The sequence below is a fragment of the Duganella hordei genome, from assembly GCF_040369125.1.
GTDB lineage: Bacteria > Pseudomonadota > Gammaproteobacteria > Burkholderiales > Burkholderiaceae_D > Rugamonas > Rugamonas hordei.
In genome coordinates this window covers 1-16,429 of sequence record NZ_BPWI01000017.1, presented here as the reverse complement: position 1 = coordinate 16,429, position 16,429 = coordinate 1, and the positions used below count along the sequence as shown (strand labels likewise).

Sequence of the window (16,429 nt, the reverse complement as noted above, 5' to 3'; positions counted from 1 at the left end):
TTTTACAGGGCTTCTGCACAATTCGCCAACGACTATTGTTTTGAACTAGGCCATATGCTGGCTGGCGGCGCCGTCGCCCACCAGGCCGCGCCGCGTGGCCAGCACCACCGCGTGGGTGCGCGCCGTCGCGCCAAGCTTGTCGAACAGGCCTTTGACGTGGGTCTTGACGGTGCCGACGCCGATGCCCAGTTCGCGCGCGATCGACTTGTTGCACTGGCCTTGCGCCAGCAGCTGCAGCACGTCGGTTTCGCGGTTGGTCAGGCCGATGCGGGTGAAGCTGTCGGCCACGCAGCGGCTCAGGTCCGCGCTCAGGTAGCGCATGCCGCGGCTCAGCGTGCGCACCGCCGCCAGCAACTGGTCGGCCGGGCAGCTTTGCAGCAGGTAGCCGTGCACCCCCGCCATCATCGCGGTGCGCACTTCCCATTCGCGTTCGAGCTGGGTGACGATCAGCACGCGGGCGCGGTGCTCCTGGTGCGGCGCGTCGGCGCAGCGGCGCATGTGTTCCAGCGCGCCCCTGTGGTCGAGTATGAGGACGTCGGCCTGCGCGATGTCGTGCACCACCTGCATGTCGGCGTTGTCGCCCAACAGCGCGGCCAGGCCGGCGCTGACGATGGCGTCGCAGTGGGCGATCTGCACGCGTGTCCTGGTATCGAATTGCATCTGGTTCCTCCCGAAGATTGGCTATGCTGTACAGAAGATTAATCTTTTCCGCCGCCGTTGCCACGCCCCGATACGGGGGCTGTCCACTACCTAGATGGGGGTATGGCAGAAAGCATGCGTTTGTGTCATGCTGGCGCCTCCGAGCAAGATTTTTTGAGAGCGCCATGAACACGGCCCAAACCACGCCGATCACTGTACTGAGCGTTGACGATCATCCAATGTTCCGCGAGGGCATCGCCAGCGTCATCGCCGACGAAGACGACATGCGCCTGGTGGCCGAGGCCACCAATGGCCGCCAGGCCATCGACTGCTATCGCCAGCTGCTGCCCGATGTGACCTTGATGGACATCCAGATGCCGGACATGAATGGTATCGATGCCACTATCGCCATCCGCAAGGAATTTCCCAATGCCCGCATCGTGGTGCTGACCACCTACGAGGGCGACGTGCTGGCCCAGCGCGCGATCGCCGCCGGTGCCGCCGGTTATCTGCTGAAAAGCATGCTGCGCAAGGAGTTGCTGGCGACGGTGCGCTGCGTGCATGAAGGCCGCCGCAGCATCCCGGCGGTGGTGGCCAGCGGCATCGCCGAGCATTGGCACGAGAGCTCCCTGAGCAAGCGGGAAACCGAGGTGCTGCAGCTGGTGGCCGGAGGCCAGAGCAACAAGCGCATCGGCATGCACCTGTCGATTTCGGAAGAGACGGTCAAGGTGCACATGAAGAGCATCCTGGCCAAGCTGAACGCCAGCGACCGCACCCACGCGGTGACGATGGCGATCGAACGCGGCATCATCGATTTGCACGCCTGCGGCCTGGGGTTTTAAGCGGCGTCCTTCGACAGCCACTCCTGCACGCGGCGCAGTGCGCCGGGGCGGCGTTTGTGGCTGTAGACCCGGGCCGCCGGCGCCTTCAGCCGCACCGCCGTACCCATGCCGGGCTGGCTCCACAACTCCAGTTCCGCGCCGATCTGGGCGGCGCGTTCGCGCATGCCGGTCAGGCCCCAGTGGCCGGGACGCGCGCCAGTCCGCAGCACCTGCGGGTCCATGCCGCCACCGTTGTCGCGCACCTGCAGCGTCAATTCGTCGTCGCCGTATCCCAGTTCCAGTTCGATGCGTTCCGCGTCGGCGTGGCGGAAGGCGTTGAGCAGCGCTTCGCGGCCGATGCCGTACAAATGCTCGCCGGCCGCCTCGTGCAGCCTGGCCGGCTGGCCGGTGACGATCAGCGCGAAGCCGGCCGCGTGTTCCTCGCGCAGCGATTGTCCCAGCTCGCCGAACATGCGCTGCAAGTCGGCCGCGTACCGGTGCAGGCTGCGCAGGCCGCTGACCTGGTTGCGGCCCTCGATCAGCACCTGGTCGGCCTGGTTGAGGATTTTTTCCGCCAGCGGGCGCGCCTCGCCGTCGGACGGCAGGCGCTTGAGCAGCGTCTGGAAGCGCAGCATCAGGCCTTGCACGCTTTGCAGGAAGGTGTCGTGCAATGCGCGGGCGATGCGTTCGCGCTCGTCGGCGCGGGCTTCGATGCGCTGCTGCAGCTGGCGCGTGACCTGGCGCACGCGCAGCCGGTACAGCAGCGACAGCACCACCACCAGCACCAGCGCGCACAGCGCCTTGAACCACGCGGTCTGCGCGAATGTCGGCGGGATCGTGAAATCGAGGCCGGCCTCGCGCTCGTTCCAGACACCGTCCTCGTTGGCGGCCATCACGCGGAAGCGGTAGCTGCCCGCTTCCAGGTTGGTGTAGAAGGCCTGGCGGCGGGTGCCGGGGTCCTGCCAGTCGAGATCGACGCCGTCGAGCCGGTAGCGGAAGCGCACCCGCTCGGGAATGCTCAGGCTCAGCGCCGTGAAGTCGATGCGCAGGCTGTTGGCGGACTTCGGCAGCACCAGTCCGGGCAGCGGCGCGTAATGCCGGTCGCCGACGGCCACGCCCAGCACCATCACCGGCGGCGGCACGCGGTTGCGGGCGATGTGGGACGGATCGATCCAGCTGATCTGGTTGGCGGTGGCCAGCCACAGCAGGCCGTCGTCCGACTGCACCATCGACGGCATCGGCCGTAGCTGCGAGGCGGCGCCGGTCAGGCCGTCGTGGGCGTCGAAGCGTTCGAAGTCGACTTCGTAGTCCGGCTTCTGCTTGAAGCGCGCCAGTTCGGCCGGATCGATGCGGCTCAAGCCGTCGGCGCCGAACAGCCACAGTTCGCCGCCGGACGTGCGCGCGATGCCGGACACGCCGCGGAACGGCTCGCCCTTGCGCCCGCGCAGCATGGTGAAGCGCTTGCCGTCGAACCAGGCCACGCCGCGTTCGCCGCCGGCCCACAACTGGCCGTCGTGCTGGTGCAGACTGAGCACCGGGCCGGTTTCCAGGCCCTGGTCGCCGTTGAACAGCGTCACGCGCTGGCCGTCGATGCGGGCGATCTGGCTGCGGATGTAGCCGGCCCAGACCACGCCGTCGGCGCCGCTGGCCAGCGCGTGCGGGAAGCGCCCGGGCAGGCCGGGGAGCGCGCCGTTGCCGGTCCACACGCCGTTCTTCAGCAGGTACAGGCCGGCGCGCACCACCGACACCCACAGGCCGCCATCGCGCGCACGCGCCATGGCCTGCACTTCGTAGCCTTGCGCCTCCGGCGGCAGCGGGTAGCGCGCAGCCGGCTGGCCATTTCCGCCCATGCGCCAGACCTCGTTCTGGTTGCCGGCCCAGAGCACGCCGTCGGGATCGCGGTAGAGCGCGGAGATGGCCTGTTTCAATGGCTGGCCGCGCTGGCCGTCGGAAGCCAGCGCGCGCAGCGGGCCGACGCGTTCGCCGGCCCAGACGCCGCCGCCAGGACCGGGAGCGATGGCCGGGTGGTCGAAATCGGAGGACAGCGGCAGCGACTGCAAGCGGTTGCGGCGGAAGCGGTCGACGCCTGCCGCCGTGCCTATCCAGACGTTGCCTTCGCGGTCCTGCAGAAAGCTTTGCGGCAGGCCGCCGCTCAGGCCGCGCTCCGGCGTCAGCACCTGGCCGGGCTCGTTCAGGTGGCCGGCGGCGCGCCGTTCCACGCCGCCGGTGCGGAACAGCCACATGCCGCCATCGCGGTCGAAATGCAGGTTGTTGGCCAGCAGCGCAGGGTGGGCCGCCGGCTTGCCGGACACCGCCTCGGGCGCCATCTTGTAATAACTGTCGACCGTGTCGCCGGCCCACACGGAGCCGTCCGGCGCCTCGACCAGGTTGGCCAGGTCGCCGCGCGGCCAGGCCGGCCGGAACGATGCGTCGGCGCCGGCGCGGCTGTAGACGCCGCCCTGCATCGCCACCCACTGCCGGCCACTGCGGTCGAACAGGATCTGGCGCGCGCGGCGCGACGGCAGTCCGGCGGCGGCGCCGATGGCGTCGAAGCGGCGGGCGCCGGCGGCGAGGCGCGCCAGCCCGTCGCGTGTGGCGGCCCAGATGCTGCCGTCCGGCGCGCGCGCGATGTGGCTGACGGTGCCGCCGGGCAGGCCCTGGCTTTCGGTGTAGTGCTGGACCTGGCCTTGATGGAAATAACTGACGCCGCCGCCCATGCGGTAGCCGACCCACAGTCCGCCTTCGGGCGGCGCGTACAGCGCCATGACGTTGGAGGAGAGCAGCGAATGGCCTTCGACGCTGTCCATGCGCTCGTAGCGCTTGCCGTCAAAGCGGAACAGGCCGGTGGAGGCGGCCAGCCACAGCCAGCCGTCGGCGCCTTGCGCCAGCGCGAGCACGTCGACCGGGCCGTTTTCTATCGCACCCCATGCGGTATGGGTGTACTGTTCCAGCAGGCGTGGCCGGGCCGTGGGCTCGGCTTGCGCCTGGGCCGACCACAGCGCGAGGCTGCACAGCACAGAACACAGCAATGAGGGGGCGGACATGGGGAAGCTCCGGGTAAGCTACAGATTAAGTAACAGTGGCTTGCCGGCAGTTTAACACTTTATGGTAACGCTTCCATCGGTATTTTTACTGAGGTTTTGCTGAAATACCCCTGCAATAAGAGAGGGGCGCCGGCGGTGGCTGGAAGGTACTCTTATGCTTTAAAGGAGTCGAACCATGAAACTGTATATTGTGTCGTTGGCGGTGGGGCTGTTGGTCGGATTGATCTACGGGTTTTTGAATGTCCGTTCGCCGGCGCCGCCGGTGATCGCGCTGGTCGGCCTGCTGGGCATCCTGGTGGGCGAGCAGTTGCCGCCGCTGTTGCGCCAGCTGTGGCGGCCGGAGGCGGCCAAGGTGTCGTGGCTGGAAGACCAGGTCAAGCCGCATTGCTTCGGCCAGCTGCCGGCCGCGCAAAAGTCCGATGAAACCAAGGGGAATGCATAATGGAAAGTCCTGACCTGATCCTGCACCGGGGGCTGTTCACCACGCTCGACCGCGGCAACCCGCACGCCGAGGCGGTGGCCATCAAGGACGGCCGCTTCACCCACGTGGGGCGCGCCAACGAGATCATGGCGCTGGCCGGTCCGGCCACCAGGGTCATCGACCTGCAAGGCAAGCGCGTGCTGCCCGGCCTGATCGACAACCACTGCCACATCATACGCGGCGGGCTGAACTTCAACCTGGAGCTGCGCTGGGACGGCGTGCGCAGCCTGGCCGACGCGATGGCCATGCTGAAGGCGCAGGTGGCGATCACGCCGGCGCCGCAGTGGGTGCGCGTGGTGGGCGGCTTCACCGAACACCAGTTCGCCGAAAAACGCCTGCCGACCATCGCCGAGCTGAACGCCGTGGCGCCGGATACGCCGGTGTTCATCCTGCACCTGTACGACCGCGCGCTGTTGAACGGCGCCGCGCTGCGCGCCGTGGGCTACACCAAGGACACGCCGGAACCGCACGGCGGCGAGATCCTGCGCGACGGCGCCGGCAATCCGACCGGCCTGCTGCTGGCCAAGCCCAACGCCGCCATCCTGTACCAGACCTTGGCCAAGGGACCCAAGCTGCCGCTGGAATACCAGCTCAACTCGACCCGCCACTTCATGCGCGAACTGAACCGCCTCGGCGTGACCGGCGCCATCGACGCCGGCGGCGGTTTCCAGAATTATCCCGAGGACTACCAGGTGATCCAGCAGCTGTCGGATGCCGGGCAGTTGACGATACGCCTGGCCTACAACCTGTTCACGCAAAAGCCGCAGCAGGAGAAGGAAGACTTCCTGAACTGGACCCAGGCCGTCAAGTACCAGCAGGGCGACGACTACTTCCGCCACAACGGCGCCGGTGAAATGCTGACCTTCTCGGCGGCCGACTTCGAGGATTTCCGCCAGCCGCGCCCGGACATGGCGGGCAATATGGAGGACGACCTGGACGGCGTGATCCGCGTGCTGGCGCAGAACCGCTGGCCGTGGCGCATGCACGCGACCTACGACGAGACCATCAGCCGCGCGCTGGACGTGTTCGAGCGCGTCAACCAGGAGATTCCGCTGACGGGCCTGAACTGGTTCTTCGACCACGCCGAGACGATCTCCGACCAGTCGATCGACCGCATCGCAGCGCTGGGCGGCGGCGTCGCCGTGCAGCACCGCATGGCCTATCAGGGCGAGTACTTCGTCGAGCGCTACGGCCACGGCGCGGCCGAGGCCACGCCGCCGGTCAAGAAGATACTGGAGGCCGGCGTCAAGGTCTCCGCCGGCACCGACGCCACGCGGGTGGCTTCGTACAATCCCTGGGTGTCGCTGTCGTGGCTGATCACCGGCAAGACGGTCGGCGGCATGCAGCTGTACCCGCGCGCCAATTGCCTGGACCGCGAAACGGCGCTGCGCATGTGGACCGAGAACACCACCTGGTTCTCGAACGAGGTCGGCAAGAAGGGCCGCATCGAAGCGGGCCAGCTAGCCGACCTGATCGTGCCGGACAAGGATTTTTATGCCTGTGCCGAAAGCGAGATCGCCGACATGTCGTCGCGCCTGACCATCGTAGGCGGCAAGATCGTCTACGCGGCCGGCGAGTTCGCCGGCTACGACCAGGCGCCGCCGCCGGCGATGCCGGACTGGTCGCCGGTGCGGCGCTTCGGCGGCTATGCCGGCTGGGGCGAGCAGATCGGCAACAACCGCGCGGCGTTGAAGGAGCTGGAGCAGCGCAAGCAGCAGCAACAGCAATTGCGGCAGCAGCAGGCCGCCTGCGGCTGCGCGCACCAGTGCAACGTCCACGGCCACCAGCATGCCACGGCCTGGACCAGCAAGTTGCCGATCGCCGACCTGAAGGGCTTCTGGGGCGCGCTGGGTTGCGCCTGCTGGGCCGTTTAACCACCACTACCGTCATTCCCGCGCAGGCGGGAATCCATGCTGAATATATTTCGTCAGCGTTCTATGGGTTCCCGCCTGCGCGGGAACGACGTGCTAACACGGAGCTATACCTGATGAATCTGAAGAATCGCCTATCCTCACCCTGGATACGCTGGATCTGCCTGCTGCTGTTGTGCTCGGCCTACCTGCAGGGCGGCATCAACAAGCTGACCGACTTCGGCGCCGCCGTGGGCGAGATGCAGCACTTCGGCCTGTCGCCGGCCGGGCCGATGGCCGCGCTGGTGATCGCCGGCGAGCTGGCCGCCTCGGCGATGATACTGACCGGCTTTTACCGCTGGCTGGGCGCCGGCTTCCTCGGCGCCTTCACACTGATGGCGACCTTCGTCGCCAATCGTTTCTGGGAAATGGCGGGCATGGAGCGCTTCATGGCCGCCAACAGCTTCTTCGAGCATCTCGGCCTGACCGGCGCCTTCCTGCTGGTGGCCTGGCTCGACCTGCAGAAAGGCGCAGATGGAACGCGGTGACTCCAGACAAAGCGCCGCGCTGGGCTTCCTGGCCGGCTACGTCGACACGCTGGGCTTCATCGGCCTGTTCGGCCTGTTCACGGCCCACGTGACGGGCAACTTCGTGCTGATCGGCCGCGCCATGGCGACGCCGTCGCACGATGTGCTGATCAAGCTGCTGGTGTTCCCGGTGTTCATCCTGTTCGTCGCGTTCGGGCGGCTGATGATATTGCACTGGGAGCGTTCCGGCGCCCGCCAGTTGCGCAACAGCTTCCTGCTGCAGCTGGCGCTGATGGCGGCCACCGTCGTCTGCGCGTGGCGGGCGTCGCCGATGCTGGACGCGGCCGCGCCGTTGACGCTGCTGACCGGCATGCTGTGCGCGGGCGCGATGGCGGTGCAAAACACCTACGGCAAGCTGTTGTTGGGGAAGGTGGCGGCCACCACGGTGATGACTGGTAACGTGACGCAGCTGGTCATCGACCTGGTCGACACGCTGCGCGGCGACGCCGAGGCGCGGGCGCGCCTGAAGAAGCTGGTCTGGCCGGTGCTGGCGTTTTGCGTCGGCTGCATCAGCGGCGCGCTGGCCTATATCGCGGTCGGCTTCAACGGCCTGCTGCTGCCGTGCGCTATCCTGCTATGGCTGGCCAGCACCGCCAGCGATTAAATCGTGATGATGCCGCGCTTGAGGGCGATGGTGACGGCGTGCGTGCGGTCGTTGGCGGCCAGCTTGGCCAGCACGTTCTTCATGTGCGCCTTCACCGTTTCTTCCGAAATCAACAACTGCTCGGCGATGCGGCGGTTGGAGTGGCCGGTGGCGACATGATTCAACACTTCCGTCTCGCGCGCGCTCAGCGGACCCTGACCCATGTGCTGCGCCAGCTCCATCGCGATCTCCGGCGGAATGCGGCGCTGGCCCTGGTGCACGCCGCGTATGGTGTCCAGTAATTCCTTGCGCAGGGTGCTTTTCAATAAAAATCCTGCGGCGCCGCCTTGCACGGCGCGCAGGATCTGCGCGTCCGCCTTGTAGGTGGTCAGCATGACGACGCGCGCGTTCGCGTGCTCGCGGCGGATTTCCTGCAGCGCCTCGACGCCGCACATCTCCGGCATGGCGATATCCATGATGGTGACGTCGGGCCGCAGGGCCGCGTAGCGCTCGACCGCGTCGCGACCGTTGCCGGCCTCGCCAGCCACGCGCATGTCGGCCTGGCTGGAGATGGCTTCGACCAAACCCATGCGCAGCAAGGGATGGTCGTCTACTACAAGGACGTTGATGGGAGATGAAATGGTGCTCATCCCCGCATTATGACGGTATTCGCTGACACTTGCCTGACTGGTGGACTCTAGCGCAGCTGGCTGTAATTCACCGGCACCCACTGGAACGACGCCTGGCCGGCGCCGCGCACATGGCCCAGCCCCGGGAACGGCAGGTGGGTGGCGCCGATCAGTGTGCCGTCCTTGGCTGCGGCCTGGAAGGTTTGCTTGCGGGCGAGGGCGGCGGTCTTCTGGTCGCTGTCGAAGCCGATCGTCACTTCCGGATGGTCGAATTGCACGGCACCCACGTGTATCAGGTCGCCGACCAGCAGCAGCTTCTTGCCCTTGCTCTCAACCAGGTAGTTGACGTGGCCCGGCGTGTGGCCGTAGCTGGTGACGACGCGGATGCCGGGTGTGACTTCGGCGGCGCCGCTGAACGGTTGCAGGTGCTTGGTGGCGACGTACGGCGTCAGCGAGGCGATCGCGCCCTGGAAGAAGCCCTTGCTGTCGGCGGACGCCTTGTCCAGGTTGACCTGGCTCAGCCAGAAGTCGGTGTCGTGCTTGTCGGCGTGGACGACGGCGTTGGGGAAGGCCGCCTTGCCGTTGGCGGCGAGGCCGCCGACATGGTCCGGATGCAGGTGGGTCAGCAGTACTTCATCGACCTGCTCGGGCTGATAGCCTGAAGCTTTCAGGTTGGCCAGCAGCTTGCCCAGCGTCGGGCCGAACAGGCCGCCGGCGCCGGTGTCGATCAGCACCAGCTTGCCGCCGGTGTTGACCAGGTAGGCGGTGACGGAGGTCTCGGTCGGGCTGCCGATGTAGGCGTTCTTCAGCGCCAGATCGGTCTTGGCGGCCGGCTGCTGCAACAGCTGGTTCATCGGCAGGTCGACGGTGCCGTCGCTGATGGCGGTCACTTCAAAGTCGCCCAGCATGATGCGGAAAAAGCCCGGGGCATTGGTGCCGGCCATCGGCGCGGCGGCCATGGCTGGGGCTGTGGCGACGAAGGCGAGGGCGGCTGCGATTGTGCTCAGTTTCATGATTCTTTTCCTTAAGAAGTTTTGATGGAATGAAGTATGCAGCTTTGCAAAAAATGGCACAATATGGATTAATGCAAAATGTCTTTGCAATATCTGCAAAAGGAAAGTCATGATCGATACCCTGCGTTGCCTGGTTGCCGTGGTGGATAGCGGCAGCCTGTCGCGCGCCGCCATTGAGCTGGGAATGGCGGTGTCCTCGGTTTCGCGCAAGCTCGACGCGCTGGAGGCCGAACTGGGATCGCGCCTGCTGTTGCGCGGCTCCCGCCAGGTGATACTGACCGATGCCGGCAACCGCTTCCTGCCGCGCGCCCGCAACATCCTTGCAGAACTGGCCGACGGCAAGGCCGCCGTGCAGGAGATGGACAGCGAGCCGCGCGGCCTGCTGACGGTGACCGCGCCCGCCGCCTTCGGGCGGCTGCATGTGGCGGGAGCGGTGGCGCAGTTTCTGCAGCGCTATCCGAAGATGGAAGTGGAGCTTCACGTCAGCGACGATATCGTCGATCTCGGCGCGCAGCGTGTCGACGTGGCGGTCAGGGTGGGCGTGCTGCCGGACAGCAGCCTGGTGGCGACGCGGCTGGTGACGCAGCACCGCGTGGTCAGCGCCAGTCCGGCCTATCTGGAGCGGCACGGCTGGCCGCAGTCTCCGGTCGATCTGCTGAAGCACCAGTGTCTCAGTGTCATGGGGCGCACCATGCCGAGCGGCTGGTGGCGGTTCGAGGGCGTCAACCAGGGGCAGCCGCTGGCGGTCAAGGGCAATTTGCGTTGCGACGATACGGATTCGCTGCTGCACGCGGCCATCGCCGGCGGCGGCATCGTGCATCTGGCGAACTGGCTGGTCAGCGACGCGATCGTGGCCGGCCAGCTGGTGCCGGTGTTTCCGATGATCCGGCTGGCGCCAGGCGGCGAACGCCAGCGGCGCGATCCGAGCGAATCGGCGGTGCACGCCGTGCACCTGCCGGGCCGCTCCAACCAGGCCAAGGCACAGCTGTTCGTACGTTATTTACGGGAGTATTTCGGCGATCCGCCGTATTGGGATGTTGCGATGATGGCTGCCGGGGCGGGCGAGCGCCGCGCCCCGTGAGGACTGCCTAATCTCAGTGAATTAATCCCAGTCGCCGCCACCACCGCCGCTGTCGCCGCCACTGCTGCCGCCGCCATCGTCCCAGCCGCCGCTGGTGCCGAAGTCGTTGCCGCCCATGTCGTCGCGGCGCAGCAGTTCATCACGCGACGGATCGTCGTAGACAATGTCGTTACGCGGCTGGTCGTGGTTGCCCGACGAGCCGTGGTCGCCGGTGAACTGGCGCGCAATCGCTTCGCCTGCCACGATACCCGCGCCAACCGCGGCGCCGGTCGCCAGGCCGCCCATGATGCGCGAACCCATGCCGCTGCCTTGCGGCTGGCCATAGCCGGGGCCATAACCCTGCTGCGGATAGCCGCCCTGCGGTGGGTAGCCGCCGGGTGCGTAGCCAGGCGCCTGGCCGCTTGGATCAAAGCCGGCAGGACCGTTGGCTTGCGCGTTACGGCGCGACATGAAGCGCGTCGCCAGCCAGATAAAGCCCAGCAGGCCGCCGCCAAGGATCAGGATGGTGCCCCATGGCATGCCGCTGCTTGGGCTGTTGTTATAGCCGCCGCTGCTGTAGCCGGCATTGCTGTTGCGCGGCTGTTGCTGGCTGTAATTGGCCTTGGGCTTCTGGCCGTCCGCCAGCAGTGCGCGCAACTTGGCCACCGCGCTTGGATTCACTTTCGGCAGGCCGGGTGCCAGGCGTTCAGCCGTCGCCAGCTCACCTTGCGCGGCGGCGAACTGGCCTTGCTTGGCCAACAACTCCGCTTCGACAAAGTGCGCCGTGGCGCTGTTTGGATGCGCTTTGAGGACCTGGTCCATCAATGCCTGCGCTTCGGTGTATTTGCCCGCTTCGGCCGCTACATAGACCTCGTGGATCGTAGGCTCGGCCGCAAACACCGGCGTCGCCAGCGCCAGGGCGCTCGCCAGCAGGGTCATACGTGCGATAGATTTTGCCGTCATGTCAGATCTCCTTGTAGGGACAGGCTCAAGATGATGGCAGTTTACGCCATTTTCAAGGCTTGCGCGGTGCGCTGGCCCACGTTGGAGCAGGCAGCGCCCAGGGCGGACAGTACCGTTTCGGCAATAATGTCCGCCGTGGCGGCCGACAAGGTCCAGCCCAGGTGGCCGTGGCCTGTGTTGTAGAACACTGTCGGCGCCTTGCCGCGGCCCACGCGCGGCATCAGGTCCGGCGTCATCGGGCGCAGGCCGGCCCACGGCGTCACGTTGCGGGTGCTGACGCCGGGGAAGCATTGCTGCACCCAGTTCAGCAATGGCGCGATGCGGTCGGCGCGGATGTCGCGGTTGAAACCGTTGAATTCGGCCGAACCGGCCACGCGGAAGCGGTCTTCGCCCAGGCGGCTGCAGACCAGCTTGGTGGCGTCGTCGAGCAGGCTGACGTTGGGCGCGGCCGCCTGGCTGGCGGCATCGTCCAGGTGCACGGTGATCGAATAGCCCTTGACCGGATAGACGTTGACGTGATCGCCCAGCATGGACGCCATTGCGCGGCTGGCGGTGCCGGCGCAGACCACCACCGCGTCGTAGCGGCTGGTGTCGTCGCCGCCTTCCTGCTCGACGGTGACAGTGGCGCCGGTGGCGTCGGCATGCATGGCGGTCACGCGCTGGCCGAAGCGCAGCTCGACGCCGAGGCGCTGCGCGGCCTGGGCCAGGCCGGTGGTGAACTTGTGGATGTCGCCGGAGCTGTCGCTTTCGGTGTAGTGGCCGCCGTAGTACTGGCCGGCCAGCGTCGGCTCGATGGCGCGCATCTCCTCGGGGGTGACGGCGCGGCGCGGCAGGCCGCCCAGTGCCAGCAGCTTCGATACTTCAGCCGCGCGCTCGAAGCCTTCGCGGTTGCGGTAGATGTGCAGGATGCCTTCGCGCTTGAGGTCGAAGTCTATGCCTTCCTCGTCGGCCCAGCTGAACAGATGCTGGCGCGCGGCCACGGCCAGTTTGGCGGTGGCGATGGTGTTGTCGCGGTAGTGCGGGATGGCGGCGATGAATTCGGCAAACCACGACAGCTTGTGCCAGCTGGGCTTGGGATTGACCAGCAGCGGCGCGTCGTTCTTCAGCATCCACTTCAAGCCTTTGACGATGGTGCCGCTGTGGTTCCAGACCTCGGCGTTGGAGGCGGACAGCTGGCCGCCGTTGGCGAACGAGGTTTCCATCGCCGCGTAGCGATGGCGTTCCAGCAGCGTGACCTTGAAGCCGCGCTTGGCGAGTGCGTAAGCGGTGGTGACGCCGGTGATGCCGCCGCCGATGATAGCTATGGTTTTCATGAGGGTAAAGCTCCAGCACGTCAAGGGGAATGGTCGATGCGCGACATGCGCAGGGACACCCCCTCTGTTCTGGACCTGAGAGATTCACAACGACCGTGGGTAGCGACGCTGCTTGCTCCTTCGGTGCGCCGGGTGACGTCTGTCCGGCTGCTCTTCAGAGTTTGAATGCGGTATCGGTCCTTTTGCCTGAGAGTTTCCGGGGCGGTTGCTCCTTCGGCGCTGTGCGGGTGGGTTCCTGGACAGGCTCTCCCGATACTGCGTTGGCTCGTGGCCATTTTGCAAAGGGGTAGCTTACAACAAAAGCAGGGGGCGTCAAACGATTATTTTTTGCGAGGCCGTCCGCTCGGGATCTGACCTCAAAGATTACGAAAGGCGACAGGCGGCTTCCGCCCCTTTATAGTTAGTCCGTCTCGTTTTTCTCAACACTAGAAAGATCAATGGTGTTGTGATTGGAAGGCGGGACATGCACCTGCGGACCACGAATATTCCGCCCCAAACATCCGATGTTCGCCGCTTTAGCTTCGGCTCCGCAGGTGCGCTTGTGTTCGAAAACGAATACTCAGGGTTTGCCGTCCGACCGGCTCGCTATATTGCCTTCGAAGAGCACAAGCATGCATGATCCCATTGATCATCCTAGCACTTCGGAGGTGTCTGATGAACCATTTCGACGAGGCGTGTTTCACCGTCTACATAGGCATTGACTGGGCCGATGCAAAGCATGATTTCTGCTTGCAGGAAGCCGGCAGCACCCAACGAGAGTTTGGAGTCTTTTCAAGCCAGGCTGCGAACATTGACGAGTGGGTTAGCAACTTGCATCGGCGCTACGGCGGCAAGATCGCCATCGGTCTAGAACTGACGAAAGGGCCGTTGGTCTACGCGCTGCAAAAGTACGATTTTCTCGTATTGTTTCCGATTAATCCGGCAACACTGGCCAAGTACCGTCAGGCGTTTAAGCCGAGCCGCGCAAAAGACGACCCCACGGATGCCGAACTAGCGCTAGATTTATTGTTACGTCATCCAGAGCGCTTTAAGCCTATCGAGCCGCAGAGTCCGGCAATGCGGGCACTGCTGAGTTTCGTCGAACGGCGCCGCGAACTCATTGGTGACAAGACCCGGTTTACCAATCGCCTCACCAATACACTTAAGCAGTATTATCCTCAAGTTCTGGAATGGTTTGACCACCATGACACCATTTTGTTCTGTGATTTCATCACACGTTGGCCGACCTTGGAAAAAGCTCAGGGCGCGCGCCCAGCAACTCTCGATAGGTTCTTCAAGCAGCATAACGCCAGACGTGCATCGGTAATTGACGCGAGGATGGCGGCGATTAACGCCGCGAGACCATTGACGCGGGACGTGGCGATCATTGCTCCGCATCTGCTGGAAACACTGGTGTTGATTGAACAAATCAAAGTCGCGTTAAAGGCCATCGAACGCTTCGACGATGCCATTGCCCGTCTGGCCCCAACCCTGCCGGATTTTGAATTATTCGCGGCCTTGCCAGGAGCAGGTCCCACACTGGCGCCGCGACTCCTGGTGGCGTTTGGCGAGCAACGCGAACGATTCGCTTCCGCGAAGGAGTTGCAGCAATACTCAGGTGTGGCACCAGTGACTGAGCGAAGTGGGAAGAAAAGCTGGGTGCACTGGCGATGGCAGTGCCCGACCTTTGTTCGCCAGACATTTGTTGAGTGGGCAGGCCAGACCATCAACAAGTCGGACTGGGCAGGCAGCTACTATCGACAACAGCGTGCCAAGGGAAGTTCCTACCAAGCGACTGTACGAGCTTTAGCCTTCAAATGGGTACGCATACTTTTCCGTTGCTGGCAGAACCGCGTGCCCTACGATGAAGCAAGGTACATGGCAAAACTGCGGCAGAAAGGCTCTGCCCTCGGCAATTCAACTGCGCCTGCGGCTTGACGGAGCACCTCAGGGCGTGATGCTGACCTTCGCATTTATTAATGAATTCGCCGTAGCGGAACCACGATTGGGCTTTGTCAGTTATTCGTCCATCCAGCTAGGAACCAATATTCTTGAAGCGCGTGGATACATCTTTTTGCCAATTTTGACGGAGCGGCGAGTGGTCGGCTGTAATAACACTCTCATAGGTGGGCGCATCAACAATTTTAAGAAGTTCTTCAGCACTCCCCCCAGTTTTAAATATCTGTCCTCGCTGAGGGCGCACCGAACAGCTCCATCCAACTATGATTTCGTATCGCTCATTTTCGGGCAGTAGCGCGCTATTGTTCAATAGCCAAGCCGAGACGTCTCTTACAAGCCCCCACGCGGCTTTCAATGTTTCCGTTTCCGAGCCTCCCGGTGTAACCGTCACGCCTATCTGGATTCCATAACACTCAAGGTGCGAAAGCCAAAGTCGATTCAACTCTGCTTCAGTTCCAAATTTCGCCTTCAGCTCACTCGTATTCATATCGTTTCCAAAATCAAGACGCAAAGTTGAGACTTCATAAAAGCCAGGAGCTCCAATAGCGATAGCTCAAGATCAGGCACGCTGCTTTCAACCGTGTCCTCTCTTTCAATTTTCTCCCAAAGCTCCCAGAAGCGAGATTCAGCCTGCTGTTCTGTCACGATTTCCTCGCATGTCTGCTGCTGGCCGGTTGCTGGCTTCACGACTCAATTTAATAAGCAAGCAAAACTGTCAAAACCTCTTTTTGTCCGCGTTCGATTGCAAATGCTCTCGCATCCATGTCTGTCATTGACTGGCCTGTATAGGCGACAGTGCAGTCAATCCCGTGCTCAATGAACAATTTAGTCAGCTCGGTACTACCAACATAGATTGCGCTGAAAAGCGCATTTCTCTCCGGCTCACTTACGTCAAACTCAGCTCCTTGGCTTAGGAGATATTTGCAGACTTCTACCTGGCCCTTTGATGCAGCATAATTTAGGGCATCACCGCCAAAGGTTCCTCCCCTGGCGTTAATATTGGCATCAAAGGATAGAAGTAGTTTTACAGCCTCCAAATTTCCAGCGCCTGCTGCAACATGCAATAGAGGACCGAATGCTGTCTGAGTGTCCACTAAAGCTGAATCATCACGCACAAATTGCTCCAAGCTTTCAATTCGTCCTTCCTGAATTGCGTCGTACGCGGCCTTGATTTTACTCATGATGATGTGATTCTTCGGTATTACGTTAAAAAAACGGACAATTGGAAATGGCCGTATATGGACTCCTCCTCGTTTGCAAACATTCCGTCTTTGACTTTCAGGTACGACTGCTCACGTATATTCGGTCTCTAACTGCATTGCCCGTCGTCGGGCAAGGACCATAATGGGCTATTCGCGCGCTGGCTCCCAATTGCTTCTTCGGGCTCGGAGGCCGCGGACGTTGTCGGGTTCTGCCAGCGCCGGTTCGACCTGTTGGCCATCATCGGCATGTTTCGCAATCGTGGTTGGATACTCCTTTTTACGTACTGACTGCTCTACTGTTTAAAC

Annotated in this window: 16 protein-coding genes and 2 riboswitches; of the genes, 7 read left to right on the top strand and 9 right to left on the bottom strand. The window is 63.8% G+C overall.

Translation table 11 applies throughout. The features are described 5' to 3' along the window. Positions 1-45: 45 nt before the first annotated feature. Positions 46-660: a response regulator transcription factor gene (locus ABWW33_RS27385; RefSeq protein WP_353404607.1), complete on the bottom strand. Its 615-nt coding sequence runs from the start codon at positions 658-660 to the stop codon at positions 46-48. Positions 661-824: 164 nt separating this feature from the next. On the opposite strand from ABWW33_RS27385, the gene ABWW33_RS27380 reads away from it, so the two are divergent. Beyond that, positions 825-1,481 (top strand): response regulator, encoded by a 657-nt coding sequence (locus ABWW33_RS27380; protein WP_176651478.1) that lies wholly within the window; start codon positions 825-827, stop codon positions 1,479-1,481. Here ABWW33_RS27380 and ABWW33_RS27375 read toward each other — a convergent pair. Further along, complete coding sequence (locus ABWW33_RS27375) at positions 1,478-4,504, bottom strand: sensor histidine kinase (protein ID WP_353404606.1); 3,027 nt, start codon at positions 4,502-4,504, stop codon at positions 1,478-1,480. The two genes, ABWW33_RS27380 and ABWW33_RS27375, sit on opposite strands and share 4 nt — an antisense overlap. A gap of 175 nt (positions 4,505-4,679) precedes the next feature. Here ABWW33_RS27375 and ABWW33_RS27370 point away from each other — a divergent pair, with 175 nt between their 5' ends. The 4 genes from ABWW33_RS27370 to ABWW33_RS27355 all read left to right on the top strand — a co-directional run bounded on the left by ABWW33_RS27370 (position 4,680) and on the right by ABWW33_RS27355 (position 8,026). Then, positions 4,680-4,946, top strand: a complete 267-nt coding sequence (locus ABWW33_RS27370; protein WP_176651476.1) for a XapX domain-containing protein — start codon at positions 4,680-4,682, stop codon at positions 4,944-4,946. Next, entirely contained in the window at positions 4,946-6,859 is a 1,914-nt protein-coding gene (locus tag ABWW33_RS27365; protein WP_176651475.1) for an amidohydrolase, read from the top strand. The genes ABWW33_RS27370 and ABWW33_RS27365 overlap by 1 nt, the downstream gene beginning before the upstream one ends. A 113-nt stretch (positions 6,860-6,972) precedes the next feature. Further along, positions 6,973-7,383, top strand: coding sequence for a DoxX family protein (locus ABWW33_RS27360; RefSeq protein WP_176651474.1), 411 nt, complete (start codon positions 6,973-6,975; stop codon positions 7,381-7,383). After that, positions 7,370-8,026, top strand: a complete 657-nt coding sequence (locus tag ABWW33_RS27355) for a YoaK family protein (protein ID WP_353404604.1) — start codon at positions 7,370-7,372, stop codon at positions 8,024-8,026. The genes ABWW33_RS27360 and ABWW33_RS27355 overlap by 14 nt, the downstream gene beginning before the upstream one ends. On the opposite strand, the gene ABWW33_RS27350 is transcribed toward ABWW33_RS27355, so the two are convergent. Both ABWW33_RS27350 and ABWW33_RS27345 read right to left on the bottom strand, forming a co-directional pair. Then, positions 8,023-8,655 carry a response regulator gene (locus tag ABWW33_RS27350; RefSeq protein WP_176651472.1) on the bottom strand — a complete coding sequence of 211 codons (633 nt, stop codon included), beginning with the start codon at positions 8,653-8,655 and terminating at the stop codon, positions 8,023-8,025. The two genes, ABWW33_RS27355 and ABWW33_RS27350, sit on opposite strands and share 4 nt — an antisense overlap. Before the next feature lie 47 nt (positions 8,656-8,702). Further along, on the bottom strand, positions 8,703-9,647 hold the full coding sequence (locus ABWW33_RS27345) for an MBL fold metallo-hydrolase (protein ID WP_353404603.1): 945 nt from the start codon (positions 9,645-9,647) through the stop codon (positions 8,703-8,705). A 109-nt stretch (positions 9,648-9,756) separates the two neighbouring features. On the opposite strand from ABWW33_RS27345, the gene ABWW33_RS27340 reads away from it, so the two are divergent. Continuing rightward, entirely contained in the window at positions 9,757-10,728 is a 972-nt protein-coding gene (locus tag ABWW33_RS27340) for a LysR family transcriptional regulator (RefSeq protein WP_176651470.1), read from the top strand. 21 nt (positions 10,729-10,749) lie between these two features. Here the strand turns inward: ABWW33_RS27340 and ABWW33_RS27335 are convergent, their stop codons facing one another. Both ABWW33_RS27335 and ABWW33_RS27330 read right to left on the bottom strand, forming a co-directional pair. Beyond that, entirely contained in the window at positions 10,750-11,670 is a 921-nt protein-coding gene (locus ABWW33_RS27335) for a tetratricopeptide repeat protein (protein WP_353404602.1), read from the bottom strand. A 41-nt stretch (positions 11,671-11,711) separates the two neighbouring features. Beyond that, positions 11,712-12,983, bottom strand: coding sequence for a D-amino acid dehydrogenase (locus ABWW33_RS27330; RefSeq protein ID WP_353404601.1), 1,272 nt, complete (start codon positions 12,981-12,983; stop codon positions 11,712-11,714). A gap of 54 nt (positions 12,984-13,037) precedes the next feature. Further along, positions 13,038-13,140: riboswitch (glycine riboswitch) on the bottom strand. Between the two features lie 7 nt (positions 13,141-13,147). Beyond that, a riboswitch (glycine riboswitch) is annotated at positions 13,148-13,245 on the bottom strand. A gap of 392 nt (positions 13,246-13,637) precedes the next feature. Between ABWW33_RS27330 and ABWW33_RS27325 the strand changes: the two genes are divergently transcribed. After that, positions 13,638-14,900, top strand: coding sequence for an IS110 family RNA-guided transposase (locus tag ABWW33_RS27325; protein WP_353404600.1), 1,263 nt, complete (start codon positions 13,638-13,640; stop codon positions 14,898-14,900). 97 nt (positions 14,901-14,997) lie between these two features. Here the strand turns inward: ABWW33_RS27325 and ABWW33_RS27320 are convergent, their stop codons facing one another. From ABWW33_RS27320 to ABWW33_RS27310, 3 genes are read right to left on the bottom strand one after another with little or no spacing between them, the layout of a single operon-like run. Further along, positions 14,998-15,408 carry a hypothetical protein gene (locus tag ABWW33_RS27320; RefSeq protein WP_353404599.1) on the bottom strand — a complete coding sequence of 137 codons (411 nt, stop codon included), beginning with the start codon at positions 15,406-15,408 and terminating at the stop codon, positions 14,998-15,000. Further along, the gene (locus ABWW33_RS27315) at positions 15,405-15,608 is read right to left on the bottom strand and encodes a hypothetical protein (protein WP_353404598.1); all 204 of its coding nucleotides are present in this window, start codon (positions 15,606-15,608) and stop codon (positions 15,405-15,407) included. Before ABWW33_RS27315 ends, ABWW33_RS27320 begins: the two co-directional genes overlap by 4 nt. A gap of 8 nt (positions 15,609-15,616) precedes the next feature. Continuing rightward, positions 15,617-16,102, bottom strand: coding sequence for an ankyrin repeat domain-containing protein (locus tag ABWW33_RS27310; RefSeq protein ID WP_353404597.1), 486 nt, complete (start codon positions 16,100-16,102; stop codon positions 15,617-15,619). Positions 16,103-16,429 lie beyond the last annotated feature (327 nt).

Excerpts from the sequence above, each read along its gene's own strand:
- ABWW33_RS27385 (WP_353404607.1), bottom strand. The coding sequence starts at position 660 with ATGCAATTCGATACCAGGACACGCGTGCAGATCGCCCACTGCGACGCC.
- ABWW33_RS27380 (WP_176651478.1), top strand. The coding sequence starts at position 825 with ATGAACACGGCCCAAACCACGCCGATCACTGTACTGAGCGTTGACGAT.
- ABWW33_RS27375 (WP_353404606.1), bottom strand. The coding sequence starts at position 4,504 with ATGTCCGCCCCCTCATTGCTGTGTTCTGTGCTGTGCAGCCTCGCGCTG.
- ABWW33_RS27370 (WP_176651476.1), top strand. The coding sequence starts at position 4,680 with ATGAAACTGTATATTGTGTCGTTGGCGGTGGGGCTGTTGGTCGGATTG.
- ABWW33_RS27365 (WP_176651475.1), top strand. The coding sequence starts at position 4,946 with ATGGAAAGTCCTGACCTGATCCTGCACCGGGGGCTGTTCACCACGCTC.
- ABWW33_RS27360 (WP_176651474.1), top strand. The coding sequence starts at position 6,973 with ATGAATCTGAAGAATCGCCTATCCTCACCCTGGATACGCTGGATCTGC.
- ABWW33_RS27355 (WP_353404604.1), top strand. The coding sequence starts at position 7,370 with ATGGAACGCGGTGACTCCAGACAAAGCGCCGCGCTGGGCTTCCTGGCC.
- ABWW33_RS27350 (WP_176651472.1), bottom strand. The coding sequence starts at position 8,655 with ATGAGCACCATTTCATCTCCCATCAACGTCCTTGTAGTAGACGACCAT.
- ABWW33_RS27345 (WP_353404603.1), bottom strand. The coding sequence starts at position 9,647 with ATGAAACTGAGCACAATCGCAGCCGCCCTCGCCTTCGTCGCCACAGCC.
- ABWW33_RS27340 (WP_176651470.1), top strand. The coding sequence starts at position 9,757 with ATGATCGATACCCTGCGTTGCCTGGTTGCCGTGGTGGATAGCGGCAGC.
- ABWW33_RS27335 (WP_353404602.1), bottom strand. The coding sequence starts at position 11,670 with ATGACGGCAAAATCTATCGCACGTATGACCCTGCTGGCGAGCGCCCTG.
- ABWW33_RS27330 (WP_353404601.1), bottom strand. The coding sequence starts at position 12,983 with ATGAAAACCATAGCTATCATCGGCGGCGGCATCACCGGCGTCACCACC.
- ABWW33_RS27325 (WP_353404600.1), top strand. The coding sequence starts at position 13,638 with ATGAACCATTTCGACGAGGCGTGTTTCACCGTCTACATAGGCATTGAC.
- ABWW33_RS27320 (WP_353404599.1), bottom strand. The coding sequence starts at position 15,408 with ATGAATACGAGTGAGCTGAAGGCGAAATTTGGAACTGAAGCAGAGTTG.
- ABWW33_RS27310 (WP_353404597.1), bottom strand. The coding sequence starts at position 16,102 with ATGAGTAAAATCAAGGCCGCGTACGACGCAATTCAGGAAGGACGAATT.